Here is a 17,508-nt window from a genome sequence, read left to right on the forward strand (position 1 = left end):
CCAAGCCCTTCACCTGGACCGCCTCCGCCGACGAGATCCTGGCCAAGGTCCGCGTTGTCCAGGCCAGCGTCAAGAAGCTGGTCGACAACAACGCGAAGTAAACCCAACAGGATCACGAGACACTAGTTGGCGTTACCGATGAAAGGACCCCTCCCGACAGGATTTCCGTTCATGTACACCCACATGCGCACGCCTTCCGGGAGCATGTCCTCGAGGTTCTCGAAGCACCCTCGAGGCCCTTGGCACATCTGCCCCTTGGCGTTCTGGACGTAGAGAACCGCATTCCTGATCCCCGGATTGCTCCTCAAGAACGCCGCGGCATGCGTCTCGACGTGGTCCTGGTTCTGCCTGGTCCGCCCAGGAAGGCTTTTGACCAGCTCGGAGTGACCCCCGGGACCGCTTGAGATCGGGAACTGCTCCGTGCCGACGTCGAGAATGCCCGTGGACCTCCGGTCGCGGTCCTTCGGCAGTTTGGCCGCCTCGTCCGCGAGGTTCGTGCCACAGTTGTGCACCAGCAACGGGGTCCAACCGGCGAGCGCGTAGTACGTGCTGGTGCCGTTGATCGTCAGGTCGTACGTGCGTTGCGACGCCGTGTAGGCGCGCACCGCCCCGATCTGCACGAACGTCCCGGCGGCGGTCTTGAGCAGATCGCCGGCGCGAAGGTCGCCCGCGTCGACCCAGCGTCCCGCGGTCACCGACCAGAACGGGTGGTTGTCCGTCGCCGTGATCGTGGACTTCGAACCGTCCTCCGCGACCACCGTGATGTCCACATAGGACTTGTCGTGGTCGGTGCGGATCGTGAAGTACACCTGCTGCGCAGCGGACTTGCCGGACTTCTCGTCGGCCGACACGACAGTGTCGCCGGACTGGACCTCCTCGATCGGCTTGGTCGTGCCGTCCGCGAGCAGCACCCGCGTACCCGCCGGGAAGCTGTGCTTGCCGCCGGTCGGACACGTCTCGGGTTTCTTCTTGGTGGCCGCTTTCGCCTTGGCCGCCGCGGCTTTGGCACGTTCAGCGGCCTGGGCGGCGGCCTTGCGAGCCGCTTCCTCCGCCGCGGCACGGGCCTTCGCCGCCTTCTCCGCCGCAGCAGCCTTCGCGGCTGCCGCGGCCGCCGCCTTCGCCGCCTTCTCCGCGCCCTGGATGATGACGCGCGCCCACTTCAGCTCCTGGAAGAAGGTGACGACGGCCTTGCCGGCCTTGAAGATCGCCGCGATGATCTTCGGCGCCTTGAAGATCTTGCCCCACGGCAGCGCGCCCACGACCAGCGACACGCACGCGCCCAGGTCGCCCTTGAGGCAGTTCATCAGGTCGTTGATCCCCAGGAACTCCATGAGGATCTGACCACCGGCCTCCAGAATCACGTCGAGGACGCTCTTGCTCTGGATCTGCTGGGCCTTCGCCACGTCCTCAGGGCTCGGACCGGTCGGCTCGGTGGCACCGTTCTCCAGCGTCGTGCCACCACCGCCGCCCGCGTCGACCACCGCACCGGTCGGGTCGGTGAACGCCATCGGGTTGTTCTCCGCGTAGGCGTAGGCGGAGATCGCCGGGCCCGGCTGCGGCATCGGGTCGGTGGAGGTGAACCGGCCGGTGTCCGGGTTGTAGTTGCGGGCCCGCAGGTAGTAGTTGCCCTCACCGGAGCTGGAGTCCTGGTACTGGCCGGTGAACTGCAACGGGTTCGCCGGGCCCTCTGGCTTGCCGGGCGTCAGGGTCGGGCCCTGACGCGGGTTGCCGAACGGGTCGTAGTCGTAGCCCGCCAGCGGTTTGCCGTCCGGCGACAGCATGTTCGCGATGCCGCCGAGCCAGTCGTGCGTGTAGGAGTGCACTCCGGCCACCGGATCGATCAACGCCAGCGGCTCGTCGTCCGGGCCGTAGGCGAAGGCACGTTTCTCGACCACGCCACCGGAAGCATTGGTGGTGGTGTCCAGCGCGATCTGCGGCAGCGTGCCGTTGACGTCCCACGCCCAGCGCTTGGCGTGCTCACCGCTGGTGCCCGCGAGCCGCAGACCCGTCGCGTCGTAGGAGAACGTCGTCTGCTGACCGCCGGCGTTCGTGGCCGTGGCGAGCGAGCTGTCCAGGTTGTAGGTGAACTTCTCCTTGCCCGCCTTGGTCTGGTTGCCGTTGAGGTCGTAGCCGTACTCCGTGGTCGTCGGGCTGCCACCACGCGGATCGAAGATCTTCTTCGTGAGCTGGTTCGCCGCGTCGTGGTGGTAACGGGTGACGTCGTCGCCCGCGGTGCCCGACCTCTTCTGCGACAGGCGGTTGCCGACCAGGTCGTACTGGTAGTCGATCCGGCCCGCCGACGGTGTGTGCTTGCCGCAGTCCGCCGCCGCGTAGCACGCCGACGTCACGCGATCCGCCTCGTCGTAGGCGTACGCGACGGTCTCGGTCACGCCACCGCGAGTGGTGTCGACCTTCGTCGGGTTGCCGACAGGGTCCAGCGTCAACTGGTACCGCGACACCGGATCCTGCACGTCCGGACGCGCCGGACCGACGCGCTCGGTACCGATGCTCGTGAGCCGGCCCGCGTCGTCGTACGTGCGGTTCTCCGCCAGCCCCGTGGCGCCGGGCAGCGTCGTGCGGATCCGCCGTCCGGCCACGTCGTAGCCGAAGTTCCACGTCGCACCCGCCGCCGTCACGCTGGTGACCCGGCCGTCCTTGTCGTAGTCCGACGTGACCCGTGTGCCGTCCGGGTACTCGCGGCTGGTGATGTCGCCGCGGACGTCGTACTCGTAGTTGAACGTCTCGGTGCGGCCGCCCGCTTCGCGACGCACGACCTTCTTGATCTGGTCCTCGTCGTCGTAGGTGATCTCACGGACGCCCAACGGGTCGCCATAGGACGTGACACGGTCTTTGGCGTCGTAACCCCACGTGTAGACAGGGCCGCCACTGCCCAGCGCACGGCGTTCGCGCCGGTTCACGATGTCGTAGGTGTTGACGATCGTGCGCTTGGCCCGTTCCTCGTCGGAGATGTGCTCGCCGTGCCGGCGGGTCATCATCGTGACGAGGTTGGACTCGGCGTCGTAACCCGCTTCGGCCTTGCGTCCCAACGGGTCCACCGAGCTCACCGGGCGGCCGGCGCGGTCGTAGTCGAGGCGCGTGGTGTGCAGTTTCGGGTCCCGCACCGACTTCAGCAGACCGTCCTCGTAGTAGTCGTAGACGGTGGCGTTGATGTCCGGCGCGAGCGGGAAGTACTGCGCATCCGCCTGATGGATGCTGTGGACCTGGTCGTCCTCCCGGTAGCGGTAGCGGGTCGTGTGGTTGTTGGCGTCGGTGACCGAGGTCATCCGGTTGTTGGCGTCCCAGGTCGTCGTCGTGGCCTGGTCGAGCGCGTTGATCACCTTGACCCGGTTGCCCGCCAGGTCGTACTCGAGGTGGGAGGTGAACCTCTCCTTGTCCGCACCGGGCACGTTGCCGCGCGGCTCGGTGGTCGCGACCAGCAGGCCGTCGTCGCTGTACTCCCACGTCGTCTTGCCGCCGGACGCGTCGGTGCGGCTGGTCTTGTTGCCCGCCTCGTCGTAGGTGAACGTCGAGGAGTTGCCGCCCGCGTCGGACTGCGACGTCTGCCGCCCGTTGCGGTCGTAGCCCATCTTGATCTCACGGCCGAGCGTGTCCGTCGCCGACGTGACCTGACCGTTGTTGTCGCGCCGGTTGGACGACGTCTTGTTGAACTCGTCCACAGTGGACGTCGTGCGGTCGAGCTCGTCGACCTTGATGTCGCGGTGCACGACCTGGCCGCCCGGATACGGCCGGGACATGCGGACCAGGTTGTCGTTCGCGTCGTAGCGGTACGTGGTGGTGAAGTCCGTCGGGTTCGCGCCGGGCACGTTGCCGCGCGCCGACGTGGTCGACTGCAGCAGACCCTTGGCGTTGTACTTGTACGACGTGACGAGGTCGGGACCGTCGCCGCGCATCTCGGTCCGCACGGCCGCGCGCCGGCCCGCGTTGGTGTAGGTGATCGACATGGTCCTGCGCGGGTCGGTCACCGCGTCGAGGCGGCCGTTGTCGAGGTAGCGGTTCCTGACCTCGAGGCCCTCGGGGTTGATCGTCGCCCGGACCCGGCCCACCTCGTCGTAGAACGTGCGGTACGAGTTGTGCTTTCCGGGTTCCTGCACCTCGACGGTGCGGTCCAGCTCGTCGTAGCTCGTCTTCGTGGTGTAGTCCCAGCGGTTCGCGCCGGGGACCGTGCCGCGCGGGTCGGTTTCCGCGACGCGGCGGCCGGTCTTGTCGTAGCCGAGCTCGGAACGCCTGCCCTCCGGCGAGACGACGGCGGCGAGCAGACCCGAGTTCGGCTGTCCGGCGGCGAAGTACTCGTACTTCGTCACCTTGCCGCGCTGGTCGGCCTGACTGATGCGCAGCCCACGTTCGTCATAGGCGTAGGTGATCGAGTGGTTCTCCGCGTCCGTGCTGCGGATCAGCTCGTTGAACTCGTTGTACGTGTTCTTCCAGACGTTTCCGTTCGCGTCGGTGAACTCGATCGGGTTGTTGCGCGCGTCGTACTTGGTCTTCTCGTCGAACGCCATCGGCTGCGGCGCACGACGGGTGACCGGATTGCCGTTCAGGTCGTAGAGCGACTCGTGCTGGTTGTGGTTGCCGTTGACGACCAACGCGCGGTTCAACGACTTGTCGTAGCGGTGGTTGTCCGTGTCACCAGCACCACGACGCGTGTAGAGCAGCACGTTGCCGCGGTATCCGTCACGGACGATCACGCCGTCCGCGTCGGTCGTGGTCGACTCCTGCGTCTCGCCGTTCCACGCGAACGACGTGGCGTTGCCCAACGCGTCGAGCTGCTTCGTGACACGGCCGTCGGCGCCGTATTCGTTGCGCACCAAGATGATCCGCTTGTGGTCCTGCGGGCTGTGCACCTCCGTCAACCGGCCGTCGGCACCGTAGCCGTACTTCCACTTGAAGCCGCGCGCGTCCTTGAACGCCTTCAGGCGTCCGGCATCGTCGTAGTCGTAGAACGTCTTGCGGTGGTCGGGCAGCTGGATCCAGCGGATCCGCTCGTTCTCGACGCGCACCTTCACCACGCGACCGGACGGGTCGGTGATCTCGACGCCCTCACCGGTGTACGCGAGCTTCGTCGCGACACCGCGCGGCGTGCGGATCGCGATCAGCCTGCCCTGGCCGTCGAACTCGTGGACGATCTGCGTGAGGGTGACCAGCTCCCAGCCGGTCGCGGTCTTGCGCAGCGTCGACCGCACGCCCGGCGGACGCTGGAAACCGCCGCCGTCCGCGTTCTTGTAGAGCACCTGCGCGCCGTCGTCCGCGAGCACCAGAGCGCCCTGGTCGGTCGGCGTCACGCGCATGTTGTACGACCAGGCCCAGCCAGGCCCGAACGGCCCGGGAATCGTGAGGCTGGACGAGTACACGCGGTTCGAGGCGAACGGGATGCCGAACGATGCCATCGCCAGGTCCGGTTCGAGCCTGCTGTACGCGCCGGTCGCGGTGTTGACGCCGTCACCGCGGAACGCCGGCCGCGCGCCGGTGCTGCTCAGCGCCGCACCGCACCCGCACCCGGACACCTGCTCGATCGGAAGAGGATCCGGCAGCTCCGTCGTGCGCGGCCTGCTGTTCGGGCTCGGCGCCGACACGAGCTCGCCACCCTCGTCGAGCAGCGCGGCGATCGTGATGAAGTAGTCCTTCTCGCGGTCCAGCACCCAGCCGTCAGCCGCGCCGAACGAGCGGCAGAACTGCCGCACAGCTCCACATCGGACGTTCAGTTCGGACCGCGGCAGCGTGGTCGAGGCCTGCTCGGTCCCGCTCTGCGCGTCGAACACCCGCACGCGCCAGGACTGCCACGGCCGCGGGTCGTCCTTCACGTCGAAGTAGGCCACCAGCGAGGTGTCGCCGAGCACGAAACCCGAGCGCAGGTCGACGTTCGCGAAGACCTCGTCGGCCTCCGCCCTGACCTGCGCGAGTCTCGCCCGGTCCACCTTGGCCGGTGCGCCACCGGCCTTCAGTCCGGCCGGGACGACCGGTGGCCACTTGTCCGGCGGCACGGCCTCGTCCGGCCGCGCGGACGCGGGCTCGGGCCGATCGACCGGACCGGCACCCGCGGTGACACCGGGCGCGGCCCCTGCCGCCGGCCCGTACGTCACGGCCTGGAGCAGGCTCGCGCCCACCACCACGACACAGCTCAGCGCTAACAGGCGCGCACGGCGCGCCGCTCGAACCCCCACAGTTCCCCCTGCCCCCAAGGTTTCCGCCCGTTCGCGTCAACGCCGGCCACGACTTCCCCCAGGTGGCCCAGAACAATGCGCGATACGAATCAGACGGCGGCTTCGCCTCCTTCCTATCGGTCTTCAGGCAGGAGCAAAACACCCATTCGGGCGAGTTCGGAAATTCCAGGTTGCACAGAAAATCGGGGATTCTCCCGAAATGATCAGTGATTCAGATCGGTGCGAAGTGCGGCCGCTCCGCGCAGATACACGTGCTTCACCGACGACCGCGGCAGGTCCGTCTCGACGTGGGCGAGCAAGCGGATCACGCGGGGCATCGAGCCGGGCACCGCGATCTCGGTGGCGGACAGCAGCGGCACGTCCGAGAGCCCCGCCTGGCGCGCGGCGTAGGCCGGGAACTCGGACGTGAGGTCGGGTGTGGCGGTGAGAACGACGCTGATCAGGTCGTCCGGCGACAGGGCGTTGCGGTCCAGCACCTCGCGCACAAGCTCGGCCGTGGCCTCCAGCAGCAGGTCACGCGAGTCCGCGTCGATCTGCGTCGCTCCCCTGATCGCTCGCACCGCCATACGCCCGACCCTAGCGCGGTACGACCTCGTACGCCCGCAGCGCCGTGTGTGTGTCACCGGGACGCTTTACGTTTGCCGTCGTCGCACGAAACGTCGACCCGCGGCACGCAAAATTCGGCCGTAATAGCCCGACGCGCGCACGATTAGCAACGGCAGTGCGGTGCGTGTGCCGATCAAGACTCATCGGCCGACGACGATGTTGGGAAACCGCACGGTGAGATCGAGCAGGTTCACGACGTAGCCGGCCCACCCGCCACCGAGCAGCACCAGCCGCCGCTCCCCCAGCGCCGTCGCTGTCTCGATCAGCACGTGCAGGCCGCTCGACCCGATGAACGTCAACGCGCTGAAGTCGATCACGACGTCCCCCGCCCCGTCCCCCGACGCGCACGCCAGTGCCAGTTCCGACTTCAGCAACTCACTGGTGTTGAGGTCGACCTCGCCGACGAGCGTCACCACCGCACCGTGGCGACGTACCTCCAGCAGGCCTGGCTCGGGTTCCATCGTGCGCCTCACGAATCGGGAGACAGCAGGTCGCGCACCGCCGCGAGCACACGCAGCGGGTGCGCCGGCTTCGGTAAGCAAGCATCGGCAACGTGAGCGGCCGGCTCGATCGCCGAAACGGCTACAACCCGCACTCCGAACGCCCGCGCGACAGCCGCGAACCGCGTCCCCTCACCATGAGACGTCAGGAGGTCGACGACCGCCAGCGCCGGCGGGTTCCGCAGCGCCGCGTCGGCGGCCTCGATCGTCGTCACGAGCGTCGCGTCGTAGCCCTCGGCGTGCAGGAACGCCGCCAGCGCCTGGCCGGAGAACCTGTCGCCGTCCACGAGGAGCACGCGCGGGCGTCCCGGTGGCGCGGGCATGTCCGGGATGCCCGCGCGCGACCAGACCCGCACGAGCGCTCGCACGACGGTGCCGGGCCAGGTCGGTTTGCCGGGCCGCACCTGGACCTCGTCGGCGATGCCGAACAGCAGCCGCAGTCCCAGCGGCCGCGCCGGCGACCCGGCTTCGAGGTCGAACACGCCGTCGTCCTCGATGGTCAGCAACACCGCGTGGTCGCGCGGTTCCCACGTCACTCCGACGACGGACGCTCCCCCGCGCCGCAACGCGTTGTCCGCCGCCTCGGACACCGCGAGCAGCACGTCCCGCGCGTCGTCGCCGTTCAGCCCGGACTCACCGGCGAGATCACGCACGAAAGCCCGGATCTCGGGCAGGGAGCCCGGGACCGCCGGAAACCAGCGGGTCCGCGCGCTCATCACGCCGCGTGCGACGGAGCCGCGAGCAAAGGCGTGATCAGCTCCCTCAGCCTGGTCGCGCGGCGTCTGCCCGCTTCGGCGTGCAGCGGTTCGAGCTTCTTGCGCGTACGTGCGGACATGATGTCTCCGGACTGCGTGACGGCCAGAGCTGCGACCGCCGCCGCCTCGTCCGCATCTCCCTCCACGAGGTGGTTGAGCGACAACGCGATGAGAGCGAACGTCCTGCTGCGGGCCATGTCATCGCGATAGCCCGCCACTGCGTGCCCCAGCGACGTGATCGCCGGTCGCGCGAAGCTCACGTCCACCGTGCGCGAGAGAGACGTGTAGACGGCACCCGTGATGCCCGCGAGGTCGTGCACGTCGAAGAACGCCGCCCACGGTTCCGCACTGTCCACATCTGCCCGTGCGAACTCGTCGTGCGCACGCCCCAGCGACGCCAGTGCGGGTACGCGCTGTCCCAGTTCGGCACGACACCACGCCTGGTTCGCGGCGAGGATCGCGTTCGTGTGGTGGTTCGTACCGACGAGCCCGGCCAGCCGGAACATGCCGAGCGCCTCGGCGGGTCCACCGTGGTGCAGGTGGACCCGCCCCATCCGGTACCGGATGTTCGCCACCAGGTCCTCGTCCTGGGCGAAGTCCAGGGCGAGGAGGAAGTGGCGGTGCGCGGACCCGCCGAGCCCGGCGTCGAAGGCGGTCCATCCCGCGAGCGCGTGCAGTTCCGCGATGGCCGCGCGGAACTCACGACGCACCGCGGCACTCGCCGAATGCGCGAACGCCTTGTCACACCACGACAAAAGCGCCTGCACCTGAGTACGGCACGATCCGCCGCCGTAGCGGTAGTCGACCGCCCGCAACGCGGCCGTCATCGCCCTCAGGTGCCTGACGTGCACAAGTCCGACCTTGCGATGAGGCGGTGGCAACGAGGGCGACGCGTCCTGATGCATTGCCTGAGTTTGTTCGCCGGGCCGACCGTCCGACAGGGCCGAACGAATCCGCCCGGCAGGGCCCTACGGATGAGCCAGATCGGCGAGCAGCAGGCCACTGCGCGGCTTGGGCGTGAAGTAGGTGCTCTTGCGCGGCATCTTCGTGCCCGCCAGCACTTCTTCCATGGGAACGGGCGCGATGAGCAGCACCGCGTCGGCCTCGACCGACGGGTCGACGACAGGCCGCACGCACGGGCTCTCGGGGTCCAGTCCCAGCGCCTCGTGCAGCAACAGCGACTCCACGCCGGCGTGGTCGATCCCTTGTCCCGCAGGAAGTTCGACCCGCAACACCTCGTCGGCGCAGCGCACCACCACCACGCCGGGTTCCGGCTCGACGACGTAGGGCAACGACGACACCGTCAGACCGACCCGTTTCCACGCCGTCACCAGATCGGACGCGCCCAACCCGGTGCCCACGAGCGCACGGTGGATCGGCCCGACCCGCAGCCCCGGCCCCGACGTGACGAGCGCCAGCAGACCTGACAGTCCCGCCGACCGCGCCGCCGCCACGCGGTGGTTGCCGTCCGCCACGAGCAACGGATGCGCGCCCGCCGCTTCGAGGAACGCGTCCTGCAGCTCGCCCGGCCCGACGAGCCACACCCAGTGCCTGCGCCCGCCGGAGTCCACAAGCGACACCGCAGGCTCGCCGGTCATCCCGAGCACGAGTGACGTCAGCCCGTCGTGAGGCGTGATCGGGATGAGCATCGCGGCGCTCGTGGCGGTGCCGAGCGAGGCCAGCACCTGACCGCGCTCGGCGACCACGTCCGGGTAGACGTCCTCGGTGTGCGCGATCGCGTCCGGGTCGACCAGGCACAACACGCCGCACGCCGTTCCGTCCGGTCCGTCCACCCGGTACGGCGCGACGACGTCGGTCACCTCGCGGTACGCCCGCCGGACCAGCACCGCGAGCTCGGCGCGGGCGTGCGGCAACGCGTCCAGCAGGCCCGTCCCGGCGGCCAGCGCGGCCGGCGTGCGGTGCGGGTGCTGCACGCCCAGCAACGTGCCGTGCGGCGCCCTGGCGAGCGCCCCGATCACCTGACCGGGTTCGGCGAACTCGTCGACGTCGGGGCCGGGCACGCGGTCACGCACCACCCACCCGCGTCGCACCGGGCGTACTCGCAGAGTCATCCAAGTATCATGATCTGTGTGAACGTAGAGATCACGCCTTTGCCGGGTATCGGTACGCGCCAGGACTTCATGATCCGCGCCGGTCGTCGCGTCGGTGTGATCACATACCGGGACGGCCGGTTCGAGCTCATCCTCTCGAAGGCGTCGGATCCCGACTCCTGTGCCGCGTCGATACCCCTCTCACCGGAAGAGGCGAACACGCTCGCGGGCCTGCTCGGCGCCCCGCAGCTCGTCGCGCACCTGCGGGAGGAGACGCGCGGCATCAGCGGCATCACGACCCGTCAGCTGCCGGTCACCGCGTTCGCGAACCACACGCTCGGTGAGACCGCTCTGCGCACGAGGACCGGTGCGTCCATCGTGGCCGTCGTGCGCTCGGGCAACGCGCATCCGTCGCCCGGCCCCGACTTCATCTTCGAGAACGGCGACCTCGCTGTCGTCGTCGGCACCGCGGAAGGCCTCGACGCCGCCGCTGAGATCCTCCACGGCGGTTAATCACAGTGCACGAGACAACTATCGCCATGATCCAGCTTGGCGCGGTGTTCTTCGGCCTTGGCCTGCTCGGCCGCGTCGCCAGGCGGATCGGCATCTCGCCGATCCCGCTCTACCTGATCGGTGGTCTCGCGTTCGGCTCCGGCGGTTTCGTGCCATTGCACGGCATCGAGGAGTTCACCCATCTCGCCAGTGAGATCGGCGTGGTGCTGCTGCTCCTGCTGCTGGGGCTCGAGTACTCGGCGTCCGAGCTCACGACCGGGCTGAAGAAGTCCTGGATGGCCGGTGTCCTCGACCTCGTGCTCAACGCGGCCCCCGGCGCGATCGCGGCACTGCTGCTCGGCTGGGGCACCGTGGGCGCACTGGCGATGGCCGGCGTCACCTACATCTCCTCGTCCGGCATCGTCGCCAAGGTGCTCGGCGACCTGGGCCGGCTGGGCAACCGCGAGACACCGGTCGTGCTGTCCGTGCTGGTCTTCGAAGACCTCGCGATGGCCGTGTACCTGCCGGTCCTCACGGCCGTGCTGGCGGGCGTGAGCTTCGTCGGCGGGCTCACGTCGGTCGGCATCTCCTTGCTGGCCATCACCGTGGTTCTGGTGGTGGCGCTGAAGTACGGCCGGTTCATCTCAGCCATTGTGGACAGTCCCGACCACGAGGTGTTCCTGCTGAAGCTCCTCGGCTCTGCGTTGCTCGTGGCCGGTGTCGCCTCCCAGCTGCAGGTGTCGGCGGCGGTCGGCGCGTTCCTGCTCGGCATCGCGATCTCCGGCTCGACGGCCGAGAACGCGACGCGCCTCCTCGAACCCCTGCGCGACCTGTTCGCGGCGATGTTCTTCGTCGTGTTCGGACTGAACACCGACCCGCGCTCGATTCCACCTGTTCTTGGAATCGCCGTCGCGCTGGCCGCCGTCACCACCCTCACGAAGGTCGTCACCGGCTGGTGGGCGGCACGCAGGCAGGGCATCGGCAAGATGGGCCGCATGCGTGCGGGCGCCGCCCTGGTGGCCCGTGGCGAGTTCTCCATCGTCATCGCGGGCCTCGCCGTTGCGTCCGGTCAGGTGAACGGTGACCTGGCAGCTCTCGCAACCGCCTACGTGCTGCTGATGGCGATCCTGGGGCCGATTGCGGCCAAGTACGTTGAGCCGATCGGGGAATTCTTCCAGCGGAGAAGGCAGATGGCCTGAAACACGAGCCCCTGGATGACGACTCTCTTATGTAGGGCTACAGGAGAGTAGGGGCGAACCGTCATGACCGAACCCGCGGAAGTGGAGACCACCGGCCGGTACCTGGTACTGCTGCAGGAAGACGCCATCGAGGAGGGGGTGGCCGAGCTCGGGGCGATCGCCGGGTTCGACCCGAACACCGGCGAACTCGGCTCCGACACCTTGGAGGTGTTCCCGGAGCTGGGCGTCGCGGTGGTGTCCGGAGACCCGAACCTGCTGGCCGAGCTGAACGGCGCCGCCGACCGGCCCGGCCCTGTGCAGATCGTCGAACCGGAACGCGTCGTGCACGTGTTCGACGCGGCTCCGGCGGAGGAGCCCGAGGCCGTGGCCGTTGACGAGTCCGTGCTGACCTGGGGCCTGCAGGCCGTCGGCGCCGATGTCAGCACGGCCACCGGCAAGGGCATCAAGCTCGCCGTCCTCGACACGGGCTGGGAGAAGAACCACCCGGACTTCGTCGGCCGCGCGATCACCACCAAGTCCTTCATCACCGGCGAGGACGTGCAGGACGGCCACGGCCACGGCACGCACTGCATCGGCACCTCTGCGGGCCCGCGCAAGCCGTCGACCCTCCCCGGCTACGGCGTGGCGCACGAGGCCGAGATCTTCGCGGGCAAGGTCCTGTCCAACGCGGGCTCCGGCTCCGACGGCGGCATCCTCGCGGGCATCGACTGGGCGGTCTCCAACGGCTGCGCGATCATCTCGATGTCCCTGGGCGCCGACGTCCCGGCAGGCACCCCGTACTCGCAGATCTACGAGACCGTGGCCCAGCGCGCCATGGCCAAGGGCACCCTGATCATCGCCGCGGCGGGCAACGCCTCCATGCGCCCCGCCCGCATCGCCCCGGTCGGCCACCCCGCACGCTGCCCGTCCATCATCGCCGTGGCCGCGATCGACGTGAACCGGGCCATCGCGTCCTTCTCGTCCGGCAGCGCCGACAGGATCGGCCAGATCGACGTCTGCGCCCCCGGCGTCGACGTGTACTCGTCCTTCAAACTGCCGGAGAAGTACCGCCGCCTGCGCGGCACGTCCATGGCCACCCCGCACGTCTCGGGCATCGCGGCCCTGATCGCAGAGAAGACCGGCGCCAGAGGCTTCGAGCTGTGGGCCCGCCTGGCCGGCACCGCACTCCGCCTCCCCCTGCCGTCCACCGACATCGGCAGCGGGCTAGTCCAGGCACCATGACAGCTTCGGTGGACCAGGTGATGGTCTCCGTGACCGAAGGCAGCCTCCCGCGGGTCCTCGACGACCTGCGGGAGGCCGGTCTGGTCGTGGACACGGTCCTGGAGGCCCTGGGCGTGGTGACCGGCACGGCGGAGGTCAGGGCGATCCCGTCCCTGCAAGCGGTGCCCGGCGTCATCGACGTGGAGCGGCAGTGGCGCGTGCAGCTCCCGCCGTACTGACTAGGCTCTGCGCTGACCCCATTCACTTCTGATCGAACACGTGTTCTAGACTGTGCGCGGGGTCACGTCGTTGCGCAGAGAGGAAACCTGATCGTGTCGGACACGCTCACCGAGGTGCAGGCAGTCGAGGAGACCGTCGTGGAGGAGACTCCGACGCCGGCCCCCGAGGCCGAGGCCACGAAGCCGGTCGAGGCTCCGAAGGCCGAGGCTCCCAAGGCTGAAAAGCCGAAGGCGGCCCGCCCCAAGAGCACGGCGAAGAAGACCCGCACCGTCGAGCTCACGCTCACGGTGACCGGTACCGCCGAGGGCGAATGGCAGGCCGACCTGGTCCACGGCACGCAGCGAGTCGTGTCGGGCCTGGTCATCCCGGCCATCGCCGTCGCCAAGGCGGCCAAGGAGCTGCACGAGGACATCGCGGAGGGCATCGAAACGGTGCTCGAGGCGGCGCGCGACCAGCACCGCACCCGCATGGAGGAACTGGAAGCCGAGCTGGCCAGGGTGAAGGCCCAGCTGGCTGAGCTTTCCGAGTAGTACGAAGCAGGAGGGGGCGGTCCACCGTGGTGGACCGCCCCCTTCGTCTTGCGTGAAGCGCTAACGCGACGGATCGAGCAGCAGCTTGCCCGCGGTCCTGCGCGACCGCAGGTCCTCGTGCGCCTGCCGGATCTCCCCCATGCCGTACTCCCCACCAGGAACAGCCTTCAACTTGCCGTCGACGACAAGCTGGAACAGCTCAGCCATGGCGCGGTGAGCAAGCGTTCCGTGCTCAGCGTCACGCACCTTCAGAGCGTGCGGCAGCCACATACCCGCAACGGTCGTGGAGTGCACGAGCAGCGCTCCGAGGTCGACCGGCTTCGGCCTTTCCCGCGAGGCCATGCCATAAAACGCAAGCCGCCCGAACGGAGCCAGCGCAACCAGCGACTGATCAGTGGTAGCACCTCCGGTCATGTCCAGCACGATGTCGACGCGCCGTCCGTTGTTCGCCTCGATCAGCGCGGCGGTCATGTCCTCGGCACGCGAGTCGATGGCGACGTCCGCCCCGAGATCGAGCGCCAGCTTCCGCTTGTCGTCGGACGAAGCGGTGGCGATCACGCGACCGGCGCCCCACAGCTTGGCCAGCTGCACCGCGATCGTGCCGACTCCACCGGCGGCGGCGTGCACGACAACCGACTCACCGGGCTCCAGGTGAGTCGACTTGCGCAGCAGCAACCACGCCGTGGCGCCCTGCACGACCAACGACAGCGCCGTGAGGTCGTCCACCCCGTCCGGCACGTCGAACGTCGTCAACGCGGGCGCGACGGCCTTCTCCGCGTAGCCGCCGGAGTTCTTGGTGAGCGCAACGACCCGCCGGCCATCCGCAGTGGTACCAACGACTTCTCCGCCCGGCACCAGCGGCAGCGTCATCTTCGCCAGGTAGGAGTTCTCCGCCTGGTGCGTGTCCGCGTAGTTGAGCCCGGAGCGCGAGACGTCGATCAGCACCTCGCCCTCGCCCGGCACCGGATCAGGCAGCTCCACCTGCTGCAGCACCTCGGGCCCGCCGAACTCGGTGATCTGGATGGCACGCACGTCAGCTCTCCTTGAGCGCGATGGAAATGGGGTCCTTGCGAGCGGCCTCGACCCGTGAGCCGTCAGCTGCCCTCGGCCCCGGCGGGTTCCGGAACCCGAACGGCTCCGACGGGCGTCCGAACTGGACGAACCACGCCTCGCCGGTCCCGGAACCTTCCACAATGGACATGAACGCGTCCGCCACGGCCGACACCGGCAGGATCGGCATCCCGATGTCCTCCAGCGTCGACCGCAGCGGGGTGATGATGTCGGTGTCGGCGAACGCGGGACAGAGCGCGTTCACCCGGACGTCCGGGTACGCACCGCCCAGAGCGCGAACCAGTCCGACCACGGCAGCCTTGTTGGCGCCGTAGACCGGATCGCCAGGCATCGGCATGAGACCGGCCATCGACGCCGTAGCGATGATCTGCCCACCCCGCGACCGCAACGCGGGCAGAGCAGCGTGCACGCCGTAGACCACGCCATCGAGGTTGATGGCCATCGCACGGCGATAGAACTCGATGTCGAAGTCGTCACCCAACGAGCAGCCGGTGCCGATGCCCGCGTTCAGGAAGGCGATGTCGAGCCCGCCGAACTCGCGCACGGCGACGTCGACCGCGGCAGCGGAGTCCTCCGGAACCGTCACGTCGCAGCGCACGAACACGCCACCGACCTCGTCGGCGACGACTTTGCCCTGGTCAGCGTCGATGTCGGCGACGACGACCCGAGCCCCGAGCGACGCCAGTCGCCGAGCAGAGGCGGCGCCGATGCCGTTCGACCCACCCGTGATGAGTGCGACCTTGCCGGTGAGTTCCACGGGCATCTGCCTCCTCGCTGAGACGACTTCTTCGCAACATTCCGACCAGTCGGTATGGTCGTCCGCACAGCGCTGGACGTCAAGCGGACTGATAGGTACGTTACTAAGCGCTTGCTTAGCTCACCATCCCCCAATGAAGGAGGACCCGTGGCCGACAGGGTTGCGATCGTCACCGGCGCGGCGCGCGGTATCGGTGCCGCCGTCGCGCAGCGTCTCGCCGCGGACGGCCTGGCCGTCGCGTTGCTCGACCTCGACGAGCAGGGTGTGCTCGACGGCGCCGACAAGATCGTCGCGGGCGGTGGGCGCGCCATCGGTCTCAAGGTCGACGTGTCCGACGAGGAGCAGGTCGACGCCGCGGTCGCGAAGGTCACCGAGAAGCTGGGCCCGCCGACCGTGCTGATCAACAACGCGGGCGTGCTGCGCGACAACCTGCTGTTCAAGATGACCACCGAGGACTGGGACACCGTCATGAACGTGCACCTGCGCGGCGCGTTCCTGATGAGCAAGGCCGTGCAGGCCCACCAGACGAAGGAAGGCTTCGGCCGCATCGTCAACCTCAGCTCCACGTCCGCTCTCGGCAACCGCGGCCAGGCCAACTACTCCGCCGCCAAGGCCGGTCTGCAGGGGTTCACCAAGACCCTCGCGATCGAGCTCGGCAAGTTCGGCGTCACGGTCAACGCGATCGCGCCCGGCTTCATCGCCACCGAGATGACCAAGGCGACCGCCGAGCGCATGAAGATCTCGTTCGAGGACCTGATCAACGGTGCCGCGCAGACGATCCCGGTCGCGCGCGTCGGCCAGCCCGAGGACATCGCGCACACCGCGTCGTTCCTCGTGAGCGAGGGCGCCGGCTTCGTGTCCGGCCAGGTCATCTACGTCGCCGGCGGACCGAAGGACTGAGCGGATGCGCGCTTTCGAGAACATCGACGAGCTGGTCGCCGCCAAGGGCGAGCACCTCGGTTTCGGCGAGTGGCACGAGGTCACGCAGGAGCAGGTCAACCTCTTCGCCGACGCGACGCTGGACCACCAGTGGATCCACGTCGACGTCGAGAAGGCGAAGCAGGGCCCGTTCGGCGGCCCGGTGGCGCACGGCTACCTGACGCTGTCGCTGGTGCCGTACCTGGTGCGCGACATCTACACCGTCAAGAACATCAAGATGGGCGTCAACTACGGCAGCAACAAGGTCCGCTTCCCGCAGCCGGTGCTCGTGGGCGCGAGGGTGCGCGCGGGCGTCGAGCTGCTCGACATCTCGGACATCTCGCTGGGCAAGCAGCTCGTGACCAAGGTCGTCGTCGAGATCGAGGGCAGCGACAAGCCCGCGTGCGTCGCCGAGATCGTCAGCGTGATCGTCCCCTAGAGATCAGACACCGAGGCTGTGGATCAGCAGATCCGCGTAGTGCTCCGCCAGCCGCCCGGCCGGGATCTCCCCGTCCGGGCGGTACCACGTGCCCAGGTGGTGCAGCGACCCGAAGAAGTAGTGGGTGGCCAGATCAGCGGGCACGTCGGCGCGGAAGGTCCCGTCCCGCTGCCCTTCCTCGACCAGCCCGCGGAACTTCTCGTGGTACCGCCGCCGTTCCGCCCGCACTTCCTTCTGCTTCTCCGCGGAGAGGTGGTCGATCGAGCGGAAGAACACCTTGGCGGCGTCGAAGTTGTCGACACTGGTGACGATCACGTCGACGGCCGCCTCGCGCAGCCGGTCGGTGATCGGCCCGTCCCCGTTCGCGATCTTCTCCAGCCGCTCGGTCTGCATCCGCAGCAACCGCCCGTAGATCTCGTGCAGCAGGTCGTCCTTCGACCCGAAATAGTGGTACATCGCGCCTTTGGTGACACCGGCGCGCTCCACGATCTCCTGCACGGCGACCCGCTCGTACCCCTTGTCCGCGAACAGGCGGGTGGCGGCGTCGATCAGTCTTTCAGGCACGGTCACG

The 17,508-nt window shown here is 68.6% G+C and carries 16 protein-coding genes; 7 read left to right on the top strand and 9 right to left on the bottom strand.

Annotation, left to right across the window (positions count from 1 at the left end):
* Positions 1-122: 122 nt before the first annotated feature.
* From ABFX45_RS40920 to ABFX45_RS40945, 6 genes are all read right to left on the bottom strand, one after another.
* A complete protein-coding gene (locus tag ABFX45_RS40920) occupies positions 123-6,179 on the bottom strand; it encodes an RHS repeat-associated core domain-containing protein (protein WP_346136266.1) in 6,057 nt (2,018 codons plus the stop codon).
* Positions 6,180-6,382: 203 nt separating this feature from the next.
* Positions 6,383-6,745 carry a chorismate mutase gene (gene aroH / locus ABFX45_RS40925; protein ID WP_109638912.1) on the bottom strand — a complete coding sequence of 121 codons (363 nt, stop codon included), beginning with the start codon at positions 6,743-6,745 and terminating at the stop codon, positions 6,383-6,385.
* Between the two features lie 180 nt (positions 6,746-6,925).
* Entirely contained in the window at positions 6,926-7,246 is a 321-nt protein-coding gene (locus ABFX45_RS40930; RefSeq protein WP_109638913.1) for an STAS domain-containing protein, read from the bottom strand.
* Positions 7,247-7,254: 8 nt separating this feature from the next.
* Positions 7,255-8,001, bottom strand: coding sequence for an ATP-binding protein (locus tag ABFX45_RS40935; RefSeq protein WP_346136269.1), 747 nt, complete (start codon positions 7,999-8,001; stop codon positions 7,255-7,257).
* Positions 8,001-8,945: an NsdA family TPR-like regulatory protein gene (locus ABFX45_RS40940; protein ID WP_346136271.1), complete on the bottom strand. Its 945-nt coding sequence runs from the start codon at positions 8,943-8,945 to the stop codon at positions 8,001-8,003. The genes ABFX45_RS40935 and ABFX45_RS40940 overlap by 1 nt, the downstream gene beginning before the upstream one ends.
* A gap of 63 nt (positions 8,946-9,008) precedes the next feature.
* The gene (locus ABFX45_RS40945; RefSeq protein ID WP_346136273.1) at positions 9,009-10,112 is read right to left on the bottom strand and encodes a DUF1015 family protein; all 1,104 of its coding nucleotides are present in this window, start codon (positions 10,110-10,112) and stop codon (positions 9,009-9,011) included.
* Positions 10,113-10,130: 18 nt separating this feature from the next.
* Here ABFX45_RS40945 and ABFX45_RS40950 point away from each other — a divergent pair, with 18 nt between their 5' ends.
* From ABFX45_RS40950 to ABFX45_RS40970, 5 genes are all read left to right on the top strand, one after another.
* Positions 10,131-10,604 carry a cation:proton antiporter regulatory subunit gene (locus ABFX45_RS40950; RefSeq protein ID WP_170155110.1) on the top strand — a complete coding sequence of 158 codons (474 nt, stop codon included), beginning with the start codon at positions 10,131-10,133 and terminating at the stop codon, positions 10,602-10,604.
* Positions 10,605-10,630: 26 nt separating this feature from the next.
* On the top strand, positions 10,631-11,782 hold the full coding sequence (locus tag ABFX45_RS40955; protein WP_407656978.1) for a cation:proton antiporter: 1,152 nt from the start codon (positions 10,631-10,633) through the stop codon (positions 11,780-11,782).
* 63 nt (positions 11,783-11,845) lie between these two features.
* Positions 11,846-13,003: a S8 family peptidase gene (locus ABFX45_RS40960; protein ID WP_346136276.1), complete on the top strand. Its 1,158-nt coding sequence runs from the start codon at positions 11,846-11,848 to the stop codon at positions 13,001-13,003.
* Positions 13,000-13,221 (top strand): hypothetical protein, encoded by a 222-nt coding sequence (locus ABFX45_RS40965; RefSeq protein ID WP_233442551.1) that lies wholly within the window; start codon positions 13,000-13,002, stop codon positions 13,219-13,221. Before ABFX45_RS40960 ends, ABFX45_RS40965 begins: the two co-directional genes overlap by 4 nt.
* Positions 13,222-13,314: 93 nt before the next feature.
* A complete protein-coding gene (locus ABFX45_RS40970) occupies positions 13,315-13,752 on the top strand; it encodes a DUF6319 family protein (protein WP_233439931.1) in 438 nt (145 codons plus the stop codon).
* Between the two features lie 60 nt (positions 13,753-13,812).
* On the opposite strand, the gene ABFX45_RS40975 is transcribed toward ABFX45_RS40970, so the two are convergent.
* Positions 13,813-14,784, bottom strand: a complete 972-nt coding sequence (locus ABFX45_RS40975; protein WP_109638921.1) for a quinone oxidoreductase family protein — start codon at positions 14,782-14,784, stop codon at positions 13,813-13,815.
* 1 nt (position 14,785) lies between these two features.
* A complete protein-coding gene (locus ABFX45_RS40980; RefSeq protein ID WP_346136279.1) occupies positions 14,786-15,586 on the bottom strand; it encodes an SDR family NAD(P)-dependent oxidoreductase in 801 nt (266 codons plus the stop codon).
* Positions 15,587-15,727: 141 nt separating this feature from the next.
* On the opposite strand from ABFX45_RS40980, the gene fabG reads away from it, so the two are divergent.
* Positions 15,728-16,480 carry a 3-oxoacyl-ACP reductase FabG gene (gene fabG, locus ABFX45_RS40985; RefSeq protein WP_346136281.1) on the top strand — a complete coding sequence of 251 codons (753 nt, stop codon included), beginning with the start codon at positions 15,728-15,730 and terminating at the stop codon, positions 16,478-16,480.
* Positions 16,481-16,484: 4 nt separating this feature from the next.
* Entirely contained in the window at positions 16,485-16,937 is a 453-nt protein-coding gene (locus ABFX45_RS40990) for a MaoC family dehydratase (RefSeq protein ID WP_109638924.1), read from the top strand.
* Positions 16,938-16,940: 3 nt separating this feature from the next.
* Here the strand turns inward: ABFX45_RS40990 and ABFX45_RS40995 are convergent, their stop codons facing one another.
* Positions 16,941-17,507, bottom strand: a complete 567-nt coding sequence (locus tag ABFX45_RS40995) for a TetR/AcrR family transcriptional regulator (protein ID WP_233442549.1) — start codon at positions 17,505-17,507, stop codon at positions 16,941-16,943.
* Position 17,508: the final 1 nt, after the last annotated feature.

The organism is Lentzea roselyniae (genome assembly GCF_039537795.1).
GTDB classification, from domain to species: domain Bacteria; phylum Actinomycetota; class Actinomycetes; order Mycobacteriales; family Pseudonocardiaceae; genus Lentzea; species Lentzea atacamensis.

Excerpts from the sequence above, each read along its gene's own strand:
- aroH (WP_109638912.1), bottom strand. The coding sequence starts at position 6,745 with ATGGCGGTGCGAGCGATCAGGGGAGCGACGCAGATCGACGCGGACTCG.
- ABFX45_RS40930 (WP_109638913.1), bottom strand. The coding sequence starts at position 7,246 with ATGGAACCCGAGCCAGGCCTGCTGGAGGTACGTCGCCACGGTGCGGTG.
- ABFX45_RS40960 (WP_346136276.1), top strand. The coding sequence starts at position 11,846 with ATGACCGAACCCGCGGAAGTGGAGACCACCGGCCGGTACCTGGTACTG.
- ABFX45_RS40980 (WP_346136279.1), bottom strand. The coding sequence starts at position 15,586 with ATGCCCGTGGAACTCACCGGCAAGGTCGCACTCATCACGGGTGGGTCG.
- ABFX45_RS40940 (WP_346136271.1), bottom strand. The coding sequence starts at position 8,945 with ATGCATCAGGACGCGTCGCCCTCGTTGCCACCGCCTCATCGCAAGGTC.
- ABFX45_RS40965 (WP_233442551.1), top strand. The coding sequence starts at position 13,000 with ATGACAGCTTCGGTGGACCAGGTGATGGTCTCCGTGACCGAAGGCAGC.
- ABFX45_RS40990 (WP_109638924.1), top strand. The coding sequence starts at position 16,485 with ATGCGCGCTTTCGAGAACATCGACGAGCTGGTCGCCGCCAAGGGCGAG.
- ABFX45_RS40935 (WP_346136269.1), bottom strand. The coding sequence starts at position 8,001 with ATGAGCGCGCGGACCCGCTGGTTTCCGGCGGTCCCGGGCTCCCTGCCC.
- ABFX45_RS40945 (WP_346136273.1), bottom strand. The coding sequence starts at position 10,112 with ATGACTCTGCGAGTACGCCCGGTGCGACGCGGGTGGGTGGTGCGTGAC.
- ABFX45_RS40955 (WP_407656978.1), top strand. The coding sequence starts at position 10,631 with ATGATCCAGCTTGGCGCGGTGTTCTTCGGCCTTGGCCTGCTCGGCCGC.